Raw genomic sequence first — 19,130 nt, forward strand, 5'->3', positions numbered from 1 at the left:
CGTCATGCGTGACATAATGCATCAATTACATAGTTAATAACAAGGACGCTTCAGCAATGTATCGCCAGCCAGCCACCGGTACGTGCGAGCGCGACCTGCCGATCGGCGCCCATACGGCCGATCAAGCCGACATGGCAGCCGCCGCGCGCTGGATACCGCTGGGACTGAACGCACTGCTGTTTGCCGTCTGCTATCCTGCATCGAACTACCTCGGCCAGCTCAGACAGGAACAATCAGCGGTTGACAGCGTGGTCATGGCATGGGAAAGAGCCCTGCCATTCTTGCCGTGGATGGTGGTGCCCTATATGACATCGGGCCTGCTGTTCGCACTGAGCTTCCTGCTGGTGCGCGGGCGCGGCGAGCTGTCCGCGTTGAGCCGCCGCGCAGCCTTCGCTACCATCGTCGCCTGCCTGATCTTTGCCGCCTTTCCGTTGCGCTTCGAGCTGACCAGGCCAGCCGTCGATGCCGCCCTGCCCGCCTGGCTGTTCGCGCAGCTTTCGCTGGTGGACCGGCCGTACAACCAGCTACCGTCGCTGCACGTGGCGTACTGCGTGATCTTCTGGCCCGCCCTGCGTACCGTCGCGCGCGCCGCATGGCAACGTGCGGCATTGGCCGGCTGGCTGCTGCTGGTGGCCATCAGCACCGTGTTCAGCTATCAGCACCATGTGCTCGACGTGCTGGGCGGCGCGCTGCTTGGCATTCTGGCGATACGGCTGATGCCGGCGCCTACCGCCGACGCCCCGGTTCGCAAGCCCGTCAGCTTCGTCTACGCCGTGCTCGCAGCCGTGTCGCTGCTGGCCTGGCTCGCGCTTGGCGGCTGGTGGTGGGTGTACTTGGGCGCCAGCCTGATGCTGGTGGCGCGCGCCTACCACTTGCCCGCCGCCGACTTCCTGCGCAAGCGAGATGGCCGCTATCCGCTGTGGATCTGGTGCTTGTACGCGCCCTATCTGGCGGGCTATCTGCTGACCTGGCAACTGGTGCGGCTGCGTGAGCGCCACCGTCCACCTTTTGTCCACCTTGGCGGGGTCTTGTGGGTCGGACGCCGCCTGACCAACGACGAGGCCGCGAAGCTGCCAGCGGACTGCGTCGTCATCGACCTTGCCAACGAACTGAGCGAAACACCGGCGCTGCGCCAACACGCCTACCGCCACTTCCCGTTGCTGGACCTGGACACGCCGACGATGCAATCCGCCAGCCACATCATCGACGCCATTGCCGCGTATGCGCGCGATGCCCGCCCCATTTATCTGCACTGCGCCATGGGCTACAGGCGCAGCCGCGAAATCGCCCGACTTTATCAGGAGCAATGCCAGTAATGAGTTTTTCGATCTACCAGTTGAAGCCACAGTTCCAGCGTCTGCTGCAACCGCTGATGCGCACATTGGTGCGCGCCCGAGTCTCGCCCAACCAGATCACCGTGGCGACGATGCTGCTGTCGGTCGGCTACGGCGCGGCGCTGGCCTGGCAGCCGCAACGCGCGGGGTTATGGCTGGGATTGCCTGTCTTTTTATTGCTGCGCATGGCGCTCAACGCCATCGATGGCATGCTCGCCAACGCCACCGGGCAAAAAACACGCCTCGGTACGCTGCTCAACGAACTGTGCGACCAGGTGTCCGATGTGGCGCTGTACCTGCCGTTCGTCCTCGCGGCCGGCGTGGCGCCGGTGCTGGTGTTATTGGCCGTCATCGGCGGCTTGCTGGCAGAATTCGCCGGCGTGATCGCGCTTGCCGTCGGCGCCGCGCGCCGCTTCGACGGGCCGATGGGAAAAAGCGACCGCGCCTTCTGGTTTGGCCTGCTCGGCCTATTGATCGGGCTCGACAGCGCCGCACCGCTCATCCACGCGGTGCCCGCGCTGGTCGCGGTGCTGTCGGTATGGACCGTCGTCAACCGGCTGCGACGGGCGCTGCAGGCTTCCGCGCCAGCGACACCGTAAAGATTCCTTCCAAGCCAATACTGGTGGCGAGCTTGCGGCAACCGGCAGCGGCCACCAAACCATCCATTTCCGCCTGGGGACGCGGCCGCATCTGCCACGGCGTGCCGCGATGGCTGGTCAGCGTCAGCGCGATCATGTCCAGTTGTGGATGCCAAGGCTGGCCGGTGTAGATCAGGTAGCCGTCATCGCGCAGCACGCTGACGATGCCTTGCAGCGATGCGGCCACCGGGGCGTTGTCGCTGAACAGCTCGTACAAGCCGGAGACCACGACGATATCGTAGCGTCCCTCCACGGCGCGGTAGCTGTCCGCGCTGAAGGCGTCGCGCAGTTGGCAATCGACCTTGGCGCTCAATTGCAACTGCTCGGCCAGCGCGCGCGCCTGGTCGAGATTGTGCTGGGTGAAGTCGCGCAAGGTCACTTCGATGTTTTTGTCCTGAAAACGCTTCACGCTTTCAAGAACATAACGACCCGAGCCGGCGGCGACATCGAGGATGCGCAGCGGCCCATCGCCCTGGTGGGCGGCGATGCGCTGCTCCAGCATCCGCTGCAACTGGCGCTTGCGCTGGCGTATGCCGCGCCAACCGACCGCGTCGAGATAGCCGCGATCCATGATCTTGCCGAAGACAAACCGGCCACCCTCCTGATTCCGGTACACGTAATCGAGCGAGGCGCCGGAATCGAAACCGTGCCGCAGGCCGATCTTCATGCCGTTGCTGACCGGTCCCATCATTCCAAGCATGACGCGCTGCAGGCCGAACCAGGCCTTGGTCAGCGCGCCGCAACTTTGGCCGGCCTTGAGCGCGGCGTAACGGCGTGCGCTGTGGCTGTCACGGTCGGCGCTCAGATAGTGCGAGGCGGCGGCCGGCGCGCGCGCGAAACATTCGTCGACGAAGCGGCGGCTCTGGTCCAGGGCGACCGCGGTGTCCTGCTCATAGAACAAGGCGTGGAACGCTTCCGGCAGGCGCACGTAGCGTTTCAAAGGCGAGCTCAAGCGCTCATAGAAACGCTGCTGCGGCGCCTCCTTCACCACGAAGTCCTTGCCGGCGGCGAGCATCAATATCGGCGTGTCGATGGCGGCAGCGTCCTCGACGATGCGTTTCGCCGTATCCGCCAGGCCAAGCAGCACGCACGCCGAGATCGCCTTGGCGATCAGCGGATCGGCGGCATAGGCCGCCGCCTCCTGCGCCGAATGCGTCAGCATGCCGGGGCGGATATAGCTGGTGACGAACAATTCTGGTTTGAAACGCCGCGCAAAGCGCAGTGCCGGCTTGGCCAACGGCACATACAGTTTGATCTCGAAGGCAGCCGCCGCCATGATGACGCCGCGCACGCGTGGCGCGTAGTCGTGCAGCCAGGTCGCCGCGATGACAGCGCCAACGCTGTTGGCCACCACCAGGATATTCTCGATGGCGATGCCGTGGGTGGCGACAATATGGCGGATGAAGTCGTCGAAATCACTGACCAGGGTCTCGAAGCTCGGCGCGTCGCCGCGCTCGCCGGGCGAATAGCCGTGGCCGCGCGCATCCCACGCGAACGCCCAATCCTGCGTGAAGCCAAACTGCTCGACCAGCGGCTGGATACGGCCGGAGTGCTCGTGGCCGCGGTGCAGAAACACCAGCGCACGCTGCGGCCCATCCTGGCGCGGCGACGCCGGATGCCATGTCCGATAGAACAACCGGGTGCCGTCATCGCAGGCGAAGGCGGACTCGCTTGTGTTCCATGCCAATGAGCGTTCAGCTTTCATGGGGTGCTTTCGTAGAAGTGGGTGATAAGGAAATACAGCAAGGGCGCAGTGACCACGAGACTGTCCACGCGGTCGAGGATGCCGCCGTGGCCGGGTATCAGTTGCGAAAAATCCTTGACGCCGTAGGTGCGCTTGGCGGCGGAGAACATCATGTCGCCGCAAAAACCGCCGACCGACAGCAGCACGGCGAACACCGCCAGATGGGGCGCGTCGGCCAGATGCAGGTAACGTCCCAGCAGCAACGACAGCAGCGAAGTGACGGCCACGCCACCGGCCAGCCCTTGCCACGTCTTGTTCGGACTGATGCCGGGGGCGATACGGTGCCGGCCGAAGACGGTGCCGCTGATAAATTGGGCGACGTCGTTCAGCGCGGTCAGCGCATACAGGTAAAACAGCCACGCCAGACGGTGGTGCGCCTCCAGCGGCAAGCTGTCGTAGCGGATCAGAAAGCTGCAGCTATAGCACAGCGTCAGCCACAGCAGCCAGGCCAGCATTGCCGGCGCGCGGCGGCGCCAAACCAGCAGCAACTGGATCGCCAGCAAGGCCGGCATGAACACATCGAAAGCGCGCGGGATCAGATAGGTGGCCATGATCACGGCGGCCAGGGCGACTACGGCCAGCGAAGCGAAGCGCGGCCCGCCGAACGGCGTCAGCTCGCGCAGGCCCAGCACGGCGATGACCAGGACAAGCAGCACGGTGCCGGCCGGATGCAACAGCAGGCTAACGGTCAATACGGGAAAGATCAGCCACCAGGAATTAACCTGGAGCCGAAGCCGGCTTTGCGGTCTGGCGCGTGAAGTCCAGCCGACGCTCAGCGTGGCCATGCCCAGCAGCAGGTATAACATTCCCAGGGAGATCAGGATCTCCATGCCAAGCGAGGCCATAATAAATTGCATAAAAACCTCAGTTAATGAGTTTGCAATTATATGCCCAAAAAAAAGCCCGCTACGAGAGCGGGCTAAATCTATTTCCTTGGAGGGAGAATAGAGGAGACAGAAGAATGATGCCTGAGGGTCCGATATATATCCAATTTATCTTCATAATGGTGGATATTCACCAAAGGCATAACATGTATCCTTGCGGCAATACGCTGCGAATTACTTGAGGTCGGCGGCGTAAGGCAGCACGCGCGATGCCATGCGCGTATCGGTCTTGAGCAGGCCCACCTCGTCGGACAGAATGTGCACCGCTTCGTTCAGCAGCACATCCTTGGCCGCCTTGGCCGCCTTTTCCGCTTCCAGCTCGGCCGCCAGCGAACGCTCGGCGCCTTGCAGACCGTCGTCGCTGCGCAGCGCGCCCTTGACCGACGCCACTTTCGGCACCGGCGCCGCCTTGCCGCTGGCCGGCTTGGCCGCGATGGCCTTGTTCAGCGCGTCCTTCGGATCGGGCACCAGGATCGGATCGTCCGCGCCCGGAGTGTTGGCCAGCAGACGCGCCTCGCGCAGCTTGGCGCGGGCCTCTTGCTGCTCGCGCTCCTTGCGGCGCACGGTTTCGTTCAGCGAGATCGAGTTTTCCTTGCGCTGCTTCTTGACCAGGGCGATGTCCTCGGCCAGGTACTGGAAGTCCTTGTCCTTGGCGACGCGCGCGTCATGACGCTTGTCCAGCATCGGCACGATTTCCTTCAGCTCGCCGGCCGGAATGTAGACCGCCGGCTTGATCGAGGTCCACGGCAAGGCGTTGTCGTAGCTCGATTCGCCAAACGAATCGGCGTCCGACATGGTCGGCAGCTTGATGTCCGGCGTGACGCCGCGCAACTGCGTGGTGCCGCCGTTGATACGGAAGAACTGCGCCACGGTGAACTTCAACTCGCCGTACTTGACCTTCTCGCTCTGCGAGAAACGGTCCAGGCCGAACAGGGTTTGCACCGTGCCCTTGCCGAAGCTCGGCTCGCCGATGATGATGCCACGGCCGTAATCCTGGATCGCCGCCGCGAAAATCTCAGACGCCGAGGCCGAGCCGCGATTGATCAGCACGCCCATCGGGCCGTCCCACGCCATGCCGGCGTTGGTGTCGCTTTCCACTTCGACCTTGTTGTCGGCGGTGCGCTGCTGCACCACCGGTCCCTTGTCGATGAACAGGCCGGTCAGTTCGACCGCCTCGTTGAGCGAACCGCCGCCGTTGTTGCGCAGGTCGATCAGCACGTTGTCGACCTTGTCCTTCTTCAGCTCGGCCAGCAGGCGGGCAACGTCGCGCGTGGCGGACTTGAAGTCCTTTTCGTTCTTACGGCGGGCTTCGAAGTCCTGGTAGAACGTTGGCAGCGAGATCACGCCGACGCGGCGTTTCGCGGTGCCATCCTTGACTTCATAGATGGTTTTCTTGGCCGACTGCTCTTCCATGCTGATCTTCTGGCGCACCAGCGAGACGAAGGCATGCTTGCCGTCCGGGCCGACGTCGGCCGGGATGATCTCCAGCTTGACGGTGGAATCCTTGGGACCGCGGATCAGCGCGACGACGTCGTCCAGGCGCCAGCCCATGACCTCGGTCAGCGGGGTTTTCTCGTCCTTGGCGACCGCGACGATCTTGTCGCCGACCTTGATCTTGCCCGACAGGCCGGCCGGGCTGCCCGGCACCACTTCGCGCACGACGGTGTAGTCGTCGCGGCTTTGCAGCACGCAGCCGATGCCCTCGAGCGACAGGCGCATGGCGATGTCGAAGTTCTCGGCCGCGCGCGGGCCGAGGTAGTTGGTGTGCGGCTCGATCGACATCGCGTAGGCGTTCATGAAGATCTGGAACACGTCCTCGTTGGTCGGCTTGCGCGACGGGATCAGGTAGTTCTCATAGCGCTTGTCGAGCGTTTCGCGGATGCTCTTGTCATCCTTGCCGGCCAGCTTCAGACGCAGCCACTCGTTCTTGACGCGCTTGCGCCACAGGTCCTTGACCTCGGCGTCGCTCTTGGTCCATTCGGCCTTTTCGCGGTCGTACTGATAACTCTCGTCGGAGTTGAATTCGAACTTGCCGGTCTTGACCAGCTCGCGTGCATAGGCGATGCGCTCGGTCAGCCGCTGCTGGTACAGGTTGAAGATGGCAAACGGCACGCTGAGGTTTTCGCCGTTGATGGCGTCGTCAAGACGGGTGCGCACGATGGCGTACTGGTCGACGTCGGCCTGCGTGAAGAACAGCTTTTCGGAGTCGAGCGACTTGAAGTAGCGGTCGAAGATCTTTTCGGACATCGCGTCGTCAAGCGGCACGGCCTTGTAATGTAACTTGCCCAGCACCCGGGACGCCCACACGGCCGCCTGGGTTTGACCCGCCTGGGGCTTGAGTGGGGTATCTGCCGCTTTTTCCGGCGCGGCTGCGCCGGCCTGGACTGACAGGGCCGACATTATGGCCACCAACAGCATTTGCTTCTTCATCGGCTTTACTCCGGAACGTAATAATCCATTTATCGGTAATGCAATTCGGTCGCGCGGTCGTGCGGCGCGATTCCGCGGCACGATTTTATTCTACAGGATAGCAGCCGCGTCACGGCATCGTGAAGCCAGAGTTTCCCTGTACAAGCTTAAGAGTAACTGAAAATCGTTTTCTGTCCAGCAATTGGACCGGGATTCAGCACCGCTATTCCCTCTACGCTTTCAAACATTTGGTTTAAGTTACTGTTTTAAAAAAGGAAAACTCTTCAATTTCCACAGAAATATATTGCCTTGCAGCAAAATTATGCTATCATCCTGTCTAGTACATTAATTCCCGGCCTGCCAGGCAATGATTCGGCAGTGCCCGCACGCCTCCACTGGTGAGGCGCTTGAAGTTCGTAGCCGCCTTACCCAGTCGCTCCCAGGAGCGCGCTCGTCTACGAGCATCCCAAACAGCAAGACTTTTTCTCTGAAGAGATCCATGAGCACATTTTCTATGAATACCCGTAACTGGGGCGTCGGCACCAAAATTACTGTTTTCACCTTCGCGCTGATCAGCGTGATCATCGCTGTTCTGCTGACCCTTATTAATATGAGCACCTCGTCCATGCTCAAGGAACGCGCCAAGTCGAACGTGGCCAACTCCCTTAACGGCATCAGCAATACCGTCGAGGTGTTCAACACCGCGATGACCAATGAGGCGTCCAGCTTCGCCCGCCTGTTCGCCGCCGGTTTCGGCAGCGGCAAGTTCACGCTCGACGCGGCCACCAAGGTCGAGATCGCCGGCAAGCAGACCCCGACCCTGCTGCACAATGGCAAACCGCTTAATATGGACTTCACCATTCCGGACAAGTTCACCAACGACACCGGCGTCATCGCCACCATCTTTGCCGCCGATGGCGAAGAGTTCGTCCGTGTGAGCACCTCGCTGAAAAAGGAAAACGGCGACCGCGCCGTCGGCACCCAGCTCGACCACGCCCACCTGAGCTACGCGCCGCTGCGCGCCGGCAACAGCTACATCGGCCTGGCCACCCTGTTCGGCAAGCAATACATCACCCAGTACGACCCGATCAAGGACGATGGAGGCAAGATCATCGGCGTACTGTTCATCGGCCTCGACATCTCGAAAAACATGACGATGCTCAAGGAAAAAATCAAGGCCATCACCATCGGCGACACCGGCTATATCTACGTGCTCAACGCGGCGCCGGGCAAAGACCAGGGCAAGATGCTGATCCACCGTTCGCGCGAAGGCGAGAACCTGTTCGAGCGCAAGAGCGCCGACGGCCGCCTGTTCATCCAGGAAATGCTAACCGCCAAGCAAGGCAGCATGACCTACGACTGGCCCGACGCCGACGGCAAGGAGCCGCGCGAAAAAATGGTCGAATTCAAGACCTTCAAGGATTGGAACTGGCTCATCGTCGGTGGCACCTACACCGAAGAAATCACCAGCGAGGCGGCCACGCTGCGCAACACCTACGCCGCGCTCGGCCTGATCGCGCTGGTCATCTTCGCCGGCGTGCTGTTCCTGCTGGTGCGCTCGGTGGTGTCGCGTCCGCTGGCCCGCGCCGAAGAAGCGGCCACACGCATCGCCCAGGGCGACCTGGACGTGCATCTGGAAATCGATAACAAGGATGAAATCGGCCTGGTGTTGCGTGCCCTCAACGGCATCAGCAGCAACCTGTCGAACGTGGTCGGGCAGGTGCGCACCGGCGCCGAGCAGATCACCAGCGCCTCGAGCGAAATCGCCAGCGGCAACCTCGACCTGTCGTCGCGCACCGAGGAACAGGCGTCGAGCCTGGAAGAGACCGCCGCGTCGATGGAGCAGCTCAGCAGCGCCGTCAAGCAGAACGCCGACAACGCCGCCCAGGCCAACCAGATGGCGCTGGCCGCCTCCGGCATCGCCGCCAAAGGTGGCGAAGTGGTCGCGCAGGTGGTCGACACGATGGGCTCGATCAATCAATCGTCGCGCAAGATCGTCGACATCATTTCCGTCATCGACGGCATCGCCTTCCAGACCAACATTCTGGCGCTGAACGCGGCGGTCGAAGCGGCACGTGCCGGCGAACAGGGCCGCGGCTTTGCGGTCGTCGCCTCCGAGGTGCGCAATCTGGCGCAGCGCTCGGCTACCGCCGCCAAGGAAATCAAGGCGCTGATCGACGACTCCGTCAGCAAGGTCGACATCGGCAGCCGCCAGGTCGAACAGGCCGGCACCACGATGCAGGAAGTGGTCGACAGCGTGCGCCGCGTGACCGACATCATGGCCGAGATCAGCAGCGCCAGCGAAGAGCAGCGCTCCGGCATTGGCCAGGTGCACGAAGCGATCGCCCAGATGGACCAGGTCACGCAGCAGAACGCCGCGCTGGTGGAAGAAGCGGCCGCCGCCGCCCATGCGCTGCAGGACCAGGCGCACGAGCTGGAACAGGTGGTGCGCATCTTCAACCTCGGCAGCCACAAAGGCGCGCCGGCCCTGGGCTACGACAAGCGGGAATATCTGGCGCTGAAGTAATTTCGCAGCGCCGCCGCGAAAAAGCCGCCACCGTGAAAAACGGTGGCGGCTTTTTTTGCGTTCGCCCGCTGGCTGCCCGATACACCCGGCTGCGACCGGAGCGATCAGCACCGTATCGCCCGTTCTTTTATTAGCCGTAAAGCGCTTGACCAAATGCGACATATGTCACATTATTGCTATATTAGTCGCACGACACCTGATCATGTCCAGCCAAATTCGATTCGCCCTCTGCATTTTCATTGCACTCCCCGCCTCCACCCACGCGCAGGAAGAGCAGCAAGCGCCAGCGGGATCAACGGTCACGATCACGGCAAAAAGGGACGCGGTCGTCAAAAAACTCGACAAGACGGTCTACGACGCGTCCGGCATGCCAAGGGTGGCGAACGGCACCGCGCAGGATGTCCTGCAATCGACTCCCGAGGTATCGGTGTCGGCCGACGGCCAGATTTCTGTCAAGGGAAATGCCCGGGTCACGGTGCTGATCGACGGCAAGCCGACGGCGATGATGTCCGGATCGGCCGAAGAGCGGGCGGCGGCGCTGCAAACCATGAGCGGCGCCGATGTCGCCAGCGTCGAAGTGATCACCAATCCATCCGCAGCCTACAACGCCAATGGCGGCGCCATCCTCAATATCGTATTGAAGCGCAACCGCACGCCCGGCGCCCACGCACAGCTACAGGGCGGCACGGCAGACCATGGCTTGTGGAATGTCGGCGCGTCCGGCGACGTGACCAACAAGGACATCAGCGTGCACGGCACCCTGGCGCTGCGCCAGGACGGCACGGACAAAATTCGCGCGTCGACGGTGGATTGGACCAATCCCTTCAATGGCGAAATCAGGCAGACACGGCAGACGTCGGAAGTCTTTGTCCGCCGCACGGTCCAAAGCGCGGCCCTCGGCGCAGACTACACGCTCAGCGATACGGATAGGTTCAGCCTGTCGACCAAATACACCGAGCGCCGCTCGCGTCCCCTGTTCGACGTGCTCAACGAGAACCGTGCAGGTGGCGACGAGACGATCTACCGTCGCATCTCGATCGGACCCAACGAGCAGTCCGACGCCAGCGCCAGCCTCAGCTACAACCACCAGAATGGCGGCACGGCGCTCAAGGCGATGCTCCAGCACAGCGATACGAAGGGCTTGATCGACAAGTCCTACCGCGACGTGTTCGTCTCGCTGGCCAGCGCCACGGATTACAGTCGCGGCGCCACCCGGTTGACGCGCCGCCTCGACCAGGCCACCGTGGACTGGAGCCGTCCATCGGACTACGGCAAGCTGGGCACGGGTCTGGACATCCAGGAAAAGGCGGACAACATTCGGAACTACCAGGCGTTCGTCGAGCCCGCGACCGGCGCCGAAACTGCAGATCCCGCCACCACCAACGGCTACGCGGTGACCACGACCGTGGCTGCCGTCTACCTGACCGACCAGATCACGCACGGAAAATGGGAAGCGCTGCTGGGCGGACGGGCCGAACGCATGGCGCTACGCGTGAGTCCGGCCGAAGCGAGCACGCGCACGCGGCACTGGCAGGCGTTCAATCCCAGCCTGCACCTGCGATATGCCCTGAGCGAGCAGGCCGACCTGACGCTCAGCTACCGCCGCAGCGTGCAGACGCCCGATCCGCGTGACCTGAACCCGTTCACCACCTACATCGACGCGCAAAACCTGAGCCGTGGCAATCCGGCATTAAAACCGCAGCAACTGACGTCCTGGGAAGTCGGCACGGATGCGGGCGGGAAGCAACTCAACGGCAGTCTGAAGGCGTTTTATCGCACCAGCAGCAATACGGTGACCGATGCGCGCAGTTTCGCCGACGATGTGATCGTGACCTCAAAGCAGAACGGCGGCCAGGCCAGTTCGACCGGCCTCACCAGCTCGATCACCTGGACACCGGATGCGAAGCTGCAATTGGGCATGGATGGCGGCGCCTACCGCGTCACGCTACGGACACCGGACCTGTCCGGCATCGTGCGCCAGAACGACATCTCCGGCTATGTCAACCTGCGTGCCGCCTACACCCTGGGGCCGGATACCCTGTCGCTCGACGCGCACGGCCAGTCGGCAGGCATCACGCCGCTCGGCCGCTTCGGCGCGACCAGCAATGGCAACCTGACCTGGAAGTACGCGCTGTCGAAAACGCTCAGCCTGACCGTCAACGCCAACGATATTTTCGATGGCAGCCGCCGCAGCTACACCACCGACACCAGCACGTTCCGCCAGGCCGGCTTCGATCATTTCGTCGCGCGGCGTATCACGGTAGGGCTGGTAAAAAAGATCGAGTGATTGCCGGTAGCTGGGCGTCAGCCCGTTTTCACCTATAATTAGCACATGGGTAACCTCTTTACACACCGGCGCCGAACCAGCCTGATCGTCTGCATCGCGATCTTGCTGAACTTGTTGACGCCGGCGCTAGGCCAAGCGATGTCGACGCTGCTGCGCGATCCGCTCACGCTCGACATTTGCAGCGCCACGCCCGCCAAGCGCTCGCAGGACATGCCCGCAGCGGGCATGCAGCACTGCGTGTTTTGCGCCACCCACGCGACCCCGACCGCGCCGCCGCCAGCCATCCCGGCGCTGGTCGCGCTGCTCGACGGTCACGACGCCTATCCATCCCTGAGCTATCTGTCGCCCTCGCCGCTGGCCGCCTGGTCCGGTGCCAAGCCGCGCGGCCCGCCGTCGCAATCCTGACCCTCGCTTGAAGCGCACGAAACGCCGCCCCGAGATCGGGTGCCGCGCCTGCGCACGCCTTTTCATCATCGACAGGATATCTATGCAACGAAGGTATTTCATCTCCACACTTGCGACGCTCGGCATGCTGGTGGCCGCGACGCCCGCCATGGCGGCGCCCGCCTACAACGCCATCGACGTGACCGGCGCCGCCATCGGGCCGGACTACCAGCTGTTCTACGCCGACGGCAAACCGGCCTCGCTGCGCGACTTCAAAGGCAAATACGTGCTGCTGTTCTTCGGCTTCACGCAGTGTCCGGACGTGTGCCCGACGGCGCTGTCGCGCGCCGTCGAAATCAAACGCCTGCTGGGCGCAGACGGCAACAAGCTGCAAATCGTTTTCGCCACCGTCGACCCCGAGCGCGACACCGGACCGCTGCTGAACGAATACATGCGCGCCTTCGATCCGACCTTCGTCGCGGTGCGTGGCAACCTGGCGAAAACCGCCAAGGCCGCCGCCGACTTCAAAATCTTCTATCGCAAGGTTCCCAGCGGCAGTTCGTACTCGATGGACCACACCGCCATCACCTACGTGTTCGACGCCGACAGCAAGATCCGGCTCGCGTTCAAACATGACCAATCCGCCCAGCAATGCGCCGACGACTTGCGCAAGCTGATGGCCCCCGCACGACCAACAAGCTTCCTGAAAGGACTATTCCAATGAAAAAACTGCTCTCCCTGCTGCTGCTCGCCGCCCTTCCCGCCCTGGCCCAAGTGACCGTCGGCGAACCGTGGGTGCGCGCCACCGTAGCCGCGCAAAAAGCCACCGGCGCCTTCATGACGCTGACCTCGACGCAAGGCGCCAAGCTGGTCGGCGTCAGTTCGCCGGCGGCCGGCGTGGTCGAAGTGCATGAAATGAAAATGGTCGACGACGTGATGCGCATGCGCGAAGTCACCGCGCTGGATCTGCCGGCCGGCAAGCCGGTCAAGCTCAGCCCCGGCGGCTACCACCTGATGCTGCTGGAACTGAAGCAACCGCTGAAGGAAGGCGCCACCGTGCCGCTGACGCTGGAAGTGGAAGACGCGCAGAAAGTCCGCACCAAGGTGCAGGTGGACGCGCCGGTTCGGGCGCTGAACAGCACCCCGATGAAACACTAGGCGTCGCTTGAGGGATGGCCGCCGCGCAGCCGGCCATCCCGATCGTCCGGCCACACTTAACTCACCAGAACCACCGCCCACAACAGTCCGGCGACGCATGCGTACATCAGCCCCGACAGCGCGCCCATCCGGAAATCGATGTGCGACGGGATGCACGAGAACAGGCACACCGCGACGATATAGCCCGATAGCACCCAGCTCAGATAATGCCCGGCGTCGAATGCCGGACCGGTCCAGTGCCTGAAGGCGAACCAACCAACCCACGCGAGCAACAATGGCGCAAAGGCCACGGGCGCCGAATTCCAGATGTTGAGGTTTCTGAAACTGACCGAGCCGAGCACCCAGCAGTCCCGCTGCCTTCTCGGCACGATCGAGAACGACGAGGGTTTGGCGCGACACACCCAGCCGACGATTGCGTGCAAGGCTTCATGGCTGATCGTGCCAACCAGCGTCAATATCGCGATCCCCCAGCCCGTATGGCGCACGCTGCGCAACGCGCACCACCAGGTCAACACCAGCAATCCCGAGGGCACGATGGCTGCGACAGCGTTGAGGTTGGCGGAGGTAATCATCATGCGCCATCCTCGCACGGCACGCCGTGCGCGTCAATTTTAGCGCCGGATGCCGACCTTTCAGGCGGTCTGCCCCGCCGCCGCGCCAAATACCTTTTCACAGTAGGCGCGCAGCAGGTCGGGTTTGTCGCCCGGGCCACGGAAGGCGATATGGCCGTCCGGCCGCACCAGGATCAATGCGGGCGTGCCCTCGACACCATACGCGGCATGCGCCACGCCATCCAGATCGGACAGCACCGTCGCCTCGCCCGGCTGCGGGACCGCCGCGCCAAGCACCAGCCTTGGCCGTACCAACTCCCATCCGGACACGCCGGCCAGCGCGATCCGCAAGCGGGGCAAGGCCTGTGACTGTTGCCCGTCGAACGCCAGCAAGGTCCAGCCCCAGCTGAACCCGTCCGGGTTGTACAGATGCGCGAACAGGCTCGACGACGAACCATCGGCGGCGATAACGTCGGCGTCCGGCGCCCGCTCGCCGGGATGCGGCGCGCGCCGATGCAGCAGTTCGCGCAGGCCGCCCAGATGGTCCTCGTTCAGCGGACTGTCCGGGTAAGCGACCGAGAGCTGCTGAAGATCGTCGGTGCCCTGTATCAGCGCGCCGATGTTGGGCAGGAAATTGGCCGCCACGCCCATCGCCGCGTCCTTGACCGCGCCGCGATAGACGCTGTTGCGAAAGCCCTGTTCCTGTTGCGCGTCAAGGCGGCGGTGCTCTCCCCCGCGCTCGGCGTCGTAGGACTCCAGCACGACCGGTTGCGCCTTGCCGCCCAATATCATGGCCAGCCGCCAGGCGACGCCGACCGCGTCGTGCAGCCCCGCGTTCATGCCCTGTCCGCCCGCCGGCAGCGTCATATGGCCGGCATCGCCCACGAGCAGCACGCGATCCCTCGCATATCCTTTCGCCACGCCATGTTGGAAGCGGCTGTGAGTCAACCAGATCGGATCGGTCAGCGTCAGCGTCTCGTCCTGGGTCACCTCGCGGGCGTCGGCTTGCATTTCTTCCAGCGTTGGATCGCGCTCGGGCAAACCGGCGTCATCCGACAAAAAGAACAGACGGTGATAACCTTCCCACACCGGCAGCACGCCGCAAAAGCCGCGCGGGTAATAGAAGAACCAGAGATGATCGAAGTCGGTCGAACGCCGCCAGCTCAGCTTGGCATCGACCTGGCGGTTCATACAGTCCGGCAGTTTTTCCGGCTCAAACGCCAAGTCGAGGTGGTTACGCACAAAGCCTTCCCCGCCATCGGCGCCGATCAGATAGCGGCAGCGCAATTGCTCGGCCGGCGCTCCAGTCGTCTCACCGTCGTCCCCCACCTCGGCCAGCGTCACCGTCACGCCCTCCGCATCCTGCTCGAACCCGATCACTTTGCGCCCGCGCTCGAGCGTGCCGCCCTTGATGCCGATTTGCTCGGTCAGGACTTGCTCGATGACGTCCTGGCCACTGTAGAGAACTTGCGGATATGGACTTGCGACCCCGGCGATCTGGATCGGATCGACCGTTTTCCCGTTGAGCATTGTGTTCACCTGCGTGATCCGGTACGACTTTTCCGCCAGCGCGTCGCGGATGCCGATGCTGGCCAGCAGCTCCTGCGGCCGCGCCCACAGATTGTTCGCCCGCGAATTCGGCTTGGGCTCTCGGCGTTGTTCGACGATGCGAAAGTCGACGCCGTGATGCGCCAGCGCGCAGGCGGTGGTCAGGCCAACCGGGCCCCCGCCGATAATGATGACGTCGGTGTCAAAGCCGTTCTCGGGCGAAAAAGTAGTCATGGCAGGTCCTTGGGTTGTGATGCCGTTGTGTGCGAGGCAGTCGCCGGTTCGTCAAGCGCGTAGGCCAGCCCCTCTCTGAGCTCATTCAATACCGAGATAGCGATCTCGACCCGCTCGGCCCCGATGCGGTCGATGACGAGCCGGTCCAGCGGCGCCACGGCCACCTCGGCCGCCCGCAACGCGGCGCTGCCGGCGGGCGTCAGCACCACCAGCTTTGCACGTTGGTGGTGCGGGTTGGCTTCCAGGCTGACAAAGCCCCGCTCCGCCAATAACTCCACCACGCGCTGCACGGCCTGCCGGGTCAAACCCATGTTGCGTGCGATATGGGCCACCGGCAGCGGCACCGGCGAATAGCCCAGCGCGCCGAGCACTTGCCACCAGGCGGTGGTCAAACCGATGGGGCGCACGAGCGCGTTACCCGCTTCCACCAGACGGCCGTTGGTGCCAAACAGCGTGATAACCAACTCACGTATCAGTAATGGATCGTCTTTTTTCGTCATGCAGCATCTAACCATCTTGACAGCATGTTGTCAATCGTGCGCGGATGCGCTCTGCATATTCGTGCCATCTTCAAGTTGCTCCGACCATCTACGACTACCAGTCGTCATACAACCTCAGCCGGTAAGAGAAATGAAGGAAAACGTTTAACCTATTGATTTTACGAGCTTATTGTTTTTCAACGCGCGCCGCCGCCGAGTAAAAAAATAGTCAGATATCCTGTTGTATGATGTCTGATATCTGGGCTATGATTGGCGCAATAAAACTGGTAAGGAGATAGCATGGCCCCTCAACACGAAAAGGCGACCAAGGTTCGCTGGCTCATTCTGGCAATATTGTTCGCAGTCACCACCATCAACTACGCCGACCGCGCCACCATCGCCATCGCCGGCCCCGAGCTGAAAAAGCTGCTCGGGCTGTCGCCGGTGCAAATGGGCTATGTGTTCTCGGCTTTCGCCTGGTCTTATGTGCTGGCGCAATTACCGGGCGGCTGGCTGCTCGACCGCTTCGGCACCAAGATCACCTATTTCTTCAGTATCTTCATGTGGTCGCTGTTCACCCTGCTGATGGGCACGGTGGGTTTCCTGACCGGCGCCGCCGCGCTGACCACGCTGTTCTGCCTGCGATTGGCCGTCGGCGCAGCCGAAGCGCCGTCTTTCCCCGGTAACAGCCGTCTGGCCTCTTCGTGGTTCCCGACCGCCGAGCGCGGCACGGCCGCCGCCATCTTCAACTCGGCGCAATACTTCGCCACGGTGCTGTTCGGGCCACTGATGGGCTGGCTGGTCCACACCCACGGCTGGGAAAGCGTGTTCTACGTCATGGGCGGACTGGGGATTTTGATGTCCTTCATCTGGCTCAAGATGGTGTACGGACCGAAAGACCATCCGCGCATCAACGCGGCCGAGCTGGCCTACATCAAGGCGGGCGGCGCGCTGATCGACTTGGAAAGCAAGGATAAAGCGATCGCGACGACCAAGCTGGACACCGGCTCGGCGATCCGCCAACTGCTGGGCAACCGCATGCTGCTGGGCGTCTACATCGGCCAGTACTGCATCAACACGCTGACCTATTTCTTCCTGACCTGGTTCCCTGTCTATCTGGTCACCGAGCGTCACATGACGATTCTGAAGGCCGGCTTTGTCGCCGCGCTGCCCGCGGTGGCCGGCTTCCTCGGCGGCGTGCTGGGCGGCGTGATCTCGGACCGTCTGATCAAGCGCGGCTTCTCGCTGTCGGTGGCCCGTAAAACGCCGATCGTCTGCGGCCTGCTACTGGCGATGTCCATGATCATCTGCAATTACGTCGAAACCGACTGGCTGGTCATCACCGTGATGTCGCTGGCGTTCTTCGGCAAAGGGATCGGCGCGCTGGGCTGGGCGGTGGTGGCGGATACGTCGCCGAAGGAAGCAGGCGGCCTGAGCGGCGCGCTGTTCAACACCTTCGGCAACACGGCGGGTATCACCACGCCGATCGTCATCGGTTACATCCTGCAGCAGACCGGTTCGTTTGCCGGCGCGCTGGTATTCGTTGGCGCCAACGCCGCCGTCGCCATCCTTTGCTATGTGCTGATGGTGGGCGAGATCAAGCGTTTCGAGTTCAAGAAGCCGGTGATGATCAAGCTGCCGCTGGCGGCGTAAGCCCGAGGAAATGCGTAGTGCGGATTAGGCGGAACGCCGAAATCCGCCATCGACGGGCCGCCGCGTCGCGTGCATGGCGGATTACTCTACGCTAATCCGCCATGTGCTAAAGATACTTCACCCACCCCATTGTGGTGCGGCGCTTGAACTGGCCGAACACTTTGCACGGCCGGTACAGCAGCGGTATCAACGCGGCCGACATCAGCCACACCGCCCAATAGCTGTCGAACTCATAGCGCCCGCCATAGTTGGCGCCGAACAGCGCCAGCGCGGCTTCCTGCAGCAACAGCAGCGTGAACAAATGTAGCAGATAGTAGAACATCGGTACGCCGCCAAACACGGCTGCCACGCGCAAAAATCCATTGTCGCGCCCTTCAAGCCACGCCAGCACCAGGCACCCTCCTCCCACCGTGATCAGCAAGAACGCCAGCGAAGGCGGATATTTGGTCACGTTCAGGAACGACATTACCGTCCTTACCGCCGTCTCGCCCTGCACCCAGTCGAGCGTCTCGCCATAGATGTTCAAGCCACGCAGCACCAGCAGCAACGCCATCGACACGCATCCGGCGATCAGCAAGATCCTGCGGCGATGCGCAGGCTGCTCCGATCTGGCGTACCACGGACCTGCAGCGTAACCGAGCAAAATCACGCCGATCCACGGCAGCAGCGGATAGCTGATCTTGATCTTCATCGCCCCTTCCGCCACCAGGAAGCCGCGATCGTGCAAGATCGTCCAGGGGACGAAACCCCAGCTACCCGGGGCGAACGAAATCGGCGTCAGCAGGTTATGTCCGAACACGATGATCAATCCCAGCGCCACCAGCACCTTGCGCGGCAGCCGATGCAGCAGCGCCAGCGCGATCATCGACAATCCGATCGCCCAGATCACCTGCAGATAAATGGTCGGCGGTGGAAAGCGGCCGCTCCATGAGACATTGATGACGAAGATTTCCAGCAGCACCAGGAACAAGCCGCGCTTGAGCAGAAAGCCGGTGGCCGAACGCGGCCCGCTGGCGGGGTGCGCATACAGCCACGCCGACAAGCCGGTGAGGAACACAAAGATCGGCGCGCAAAAATGCGCCGCGAACCGGCCGAAGAACTGCGCCGGTTCGATGGTGGCGATATCCATCGGATCGGGCACGGGCCAGCGCAGGAAGAAGCGCTCGCGCACGTGATCGAGCAGCATCACCATCATCACCAGGCCGCGCATCACGTCGATCGACGCCACGCGGGTGCCGCGCGCGGGCTGCACGGTCATGCCATTTACAGTCGCAGTCACGCTCATATCACTCGCTGAACT

The 19,130-nt window shown here is 62.8% G+C and carries 15 protein-coding genes; 8 read left to right on the forward strand and 7 right to left on the reverse strand.

Annotated features, from left to right (window positions below; genetic code table 11):
- Nucleotides 1–56: 56 nt before the first annotated feature.
- Nucleotides 57–1,316, forward strand: coding sequence for a phosphatase PAP2 family protein (locus tag ACZ0BA_RS10635; protein WP_463451248.1), 1,260 nt, complete (start codon nt 57–59; stop codon nt 1,314–1,316).
- On the forward strand, nt 1,316–1,933 hold the full coding sequence (locus tag ACZ0BA_RS10640; RefSeq protein ID WP_463451249.1) for a CDP-alcohol phosphatidyltransferase family protein: 618 nt from the start codon (nt 1,316–1,318) through the stop codon (nt 1,931–1,933). Before ACZ0BA_RS10635 ends, ACZ0BA_RS10640 begins: the two co-directional genes overlap by 1 nt.
- Here the strand turns inward: ACZ0BA_RS10640 and ACZ0BA_RS10645 are convergent.
- From ACZ0BA_RS10645 to ACZ0BA_RS10655, 3 genes are all read right to left on the reverse strand, one after another.
- Nucleotides 1,884–3,677: a bifunctional alpha/beta hydrolase/class I SAM-dependent methyltransferase gene (locus ACZ0BA_RS10645; protein ID WP_463451250.1), complete on the reverse strand. Its 1,794-nt coding sequence runs from the start codon at nt 3,675–3,677 to the stop codon at nt 1,884–1,886. The two genes, ACZ0BA_RS10640 and ACZ0BA_RS10645, sit on opposite strands and share 50 nt — an antisense overlap.
- On the reverse strand, nt 3,674–4,573 hold the full coding sequence (locus ACZ0BA_RS10650) for a phosphatidate cytidylyltransferase (protein WP_463451251.1): 900 nt from the start codon (nt 4,571–4,573) through the stop codon (nt 3,674–3,676). The genes ACZ0BA_RS10645 and ACZ0BA_RS10650 overlap by 4 nt, the downstream gene beginning before the upstream one ends.
- Nucleotides 4,574–4,774: 201 nt before the next feature.
- Nucleotides 4,775–7,030, reverse strand: a complete 2,256-nt coding sequence (locus ACZ0BA_RS10655) for a carboxy terminal-processing peptidase (protein ID WP_463451252.1) — start codon at nt 7,028–7,030, stop codon at nt 4,775–4,777.
- A 478-nt stretch (nt 7,031–7,508) separates the two neighbouring features.
- On the opposite strand from ACZ0BA_RS10655, the gene ACZ0BA_RS10660 reads away from it, so the two are divergent.
- The 5 genes from ACZ0BA_RS10660 (at nt 7,509) to ACZ0BA_RS10680 (ending at nt 13,365) form a co-directional block, all read left to right on the forward strand.
- Nucleotides 7,509–9,536, forward strand: a complete 2,028-nt coding sequence (locus ACZ0BA_RS10660) for a methyl-accepting chemotaxis protein (RefSeq protein WP_463451253.1) — start codon at nt 7,509–7,511, stop codon at nt 9,534–9,536.
- Nucleotides 9,537–9,738: 202 nt separating this feature from the next.
- Complete coding sequence (locus tag ACZ0BA_RS10665) at nt 9,739–11,823, forward strand: TonB-dependent receptor (RefSeq protein WP_463451254.1); 2,085 nt, start codon at nt 9,739–9,741, stop codon at nt 11,821–11,823.
- Nucleotides 11,824–11,868: 45 nt separating this feature from the next.
- On the forward strand, nt 11,869–12,228 hold the full coding sequence (locus ACZ0BA_RS10670; protein WP_463451255.1) for a DUF2946 family protein: 360 nt from the start codon (nt 11,869–11,871) through the stop codon (nt 12,226–12,228).
- Nucleotides 12,229–12,310: 82 nt separating this feature from the next.
- On the forward strand, nt 12,311–12,931 hold the full coding sequence (locus ACZ0BA_RS10675; protein ID WP_463451256.1) for an SCO family protein: 621 nt from the start codon (nt 12,311–12,313) through the stop codon (nt 12,929–12,931).
- A complete protein-coding gene (locus ACZ0BA_RS10680) occupies nt 12,928–13,365 on the forward strand; it encodes a copper chaperone PCu(A)C (RefSeq protein ID WP_463451257.1) in 438 nt (145 codons plus the stop codon). The genes ACZ0BA_RS10675 and ACZ0BA_RS10680 overlap by 4 nt, the downstream gene beginning before the upstream one ends.
- A gap of 56 nt (nt 13,366–13,421) precedes the next feature.
- Here ACZ0BA_RS10680 and ACZ0BA_RS10685 read toward each other — a convergent pair whose 3' ends face one another.
- Genes ACZ0BA_RS10685 through ACZ0BA_RS10695 form a run of 3 tightly spaced genes read right to left on the reverse strand, consistent with a single transcriptional unit; the run spans nt 13,422 to nt 16,198 of the window.
- On the reverse strand, nt 13,422–13,940 hold the full coding sequence (locus ACZ0BA_RS10685) for a hypothetical protein (RefSeq protein WP_463451258.1): 519 nt from the start codon (nt 13,938–13,940) through the stop codon (nt 13,422–13,424).
- A 57-nt stretch (nt 13,941–13,997) separates the two neighbouring features.
- Nucleotides 13,998–15,698, reverse strand: coding sequence for an FAD-dependent monooxygenase (locus tag ACZ0BA_RS10690; protein ID WP_463451259.1), 1,701 nt, complete (start codon nt 15,696–15,698; stop codon nt 13,998–14,000).
- The gene (locus ACZ0BA_RS10695; RefSeq protein ID WP_463451260.1) at nt 15,695–16,198 is read right to left on the reverse strand and encodes a MarR family winged helix-turn-helix transcriptional regulator; all 504 of its coding nucleotides are present in this window, start codon (nt 16,196–16,198) and stop codon (nt 15,695–15,697) included. Before ACZ0BA_RS10695 ends, ACZ0BA_RS10690 begins: the two co-directional genes overlap by 4 nt.
- Nucleotides 16,199–16,477: 279 nt before the next feature.
- Here ACZ0BA_RS10695 and ACZ0BA_RS10700 point away from each other — a divergent pair, with 279 nt between their 5' ends.
- Complete coding sequence (locus ACZ0BA_RS10700) at nt 16,478–17,830, forward strand: MFS transporter (protein ID WP_463451261.1); 1,353 nt, start codon at nt 16,478–16,480, stop codon at nt 17,828–17,830.
- Between the two features lie 106 nt (nt 17,831–17,936).
- Here ACZ0BA_RS10700 and ACZ0BA_RS10705 read toward each other — a convergent pair whose 3' ends face one another.
- Nucleotides 17,937–19,115 carry an acetyltransferase domain-containing protein gene (locus ACZ0BA_RS10705; protein WP_463451262.1) on the reverse strand — a complete coding sequence of 393 codons (1,179 nt, stop codon included), beginning with the start codon at nt 19,113–19,115 and terminating at the stop codon, nt 17,937–17,939.
- Nucleotides 19,116–19,130 lie beyond the last annotated feature (15 nt).

The organism is Duganella sp. AC917 (genome assembly GCF_979258245.1).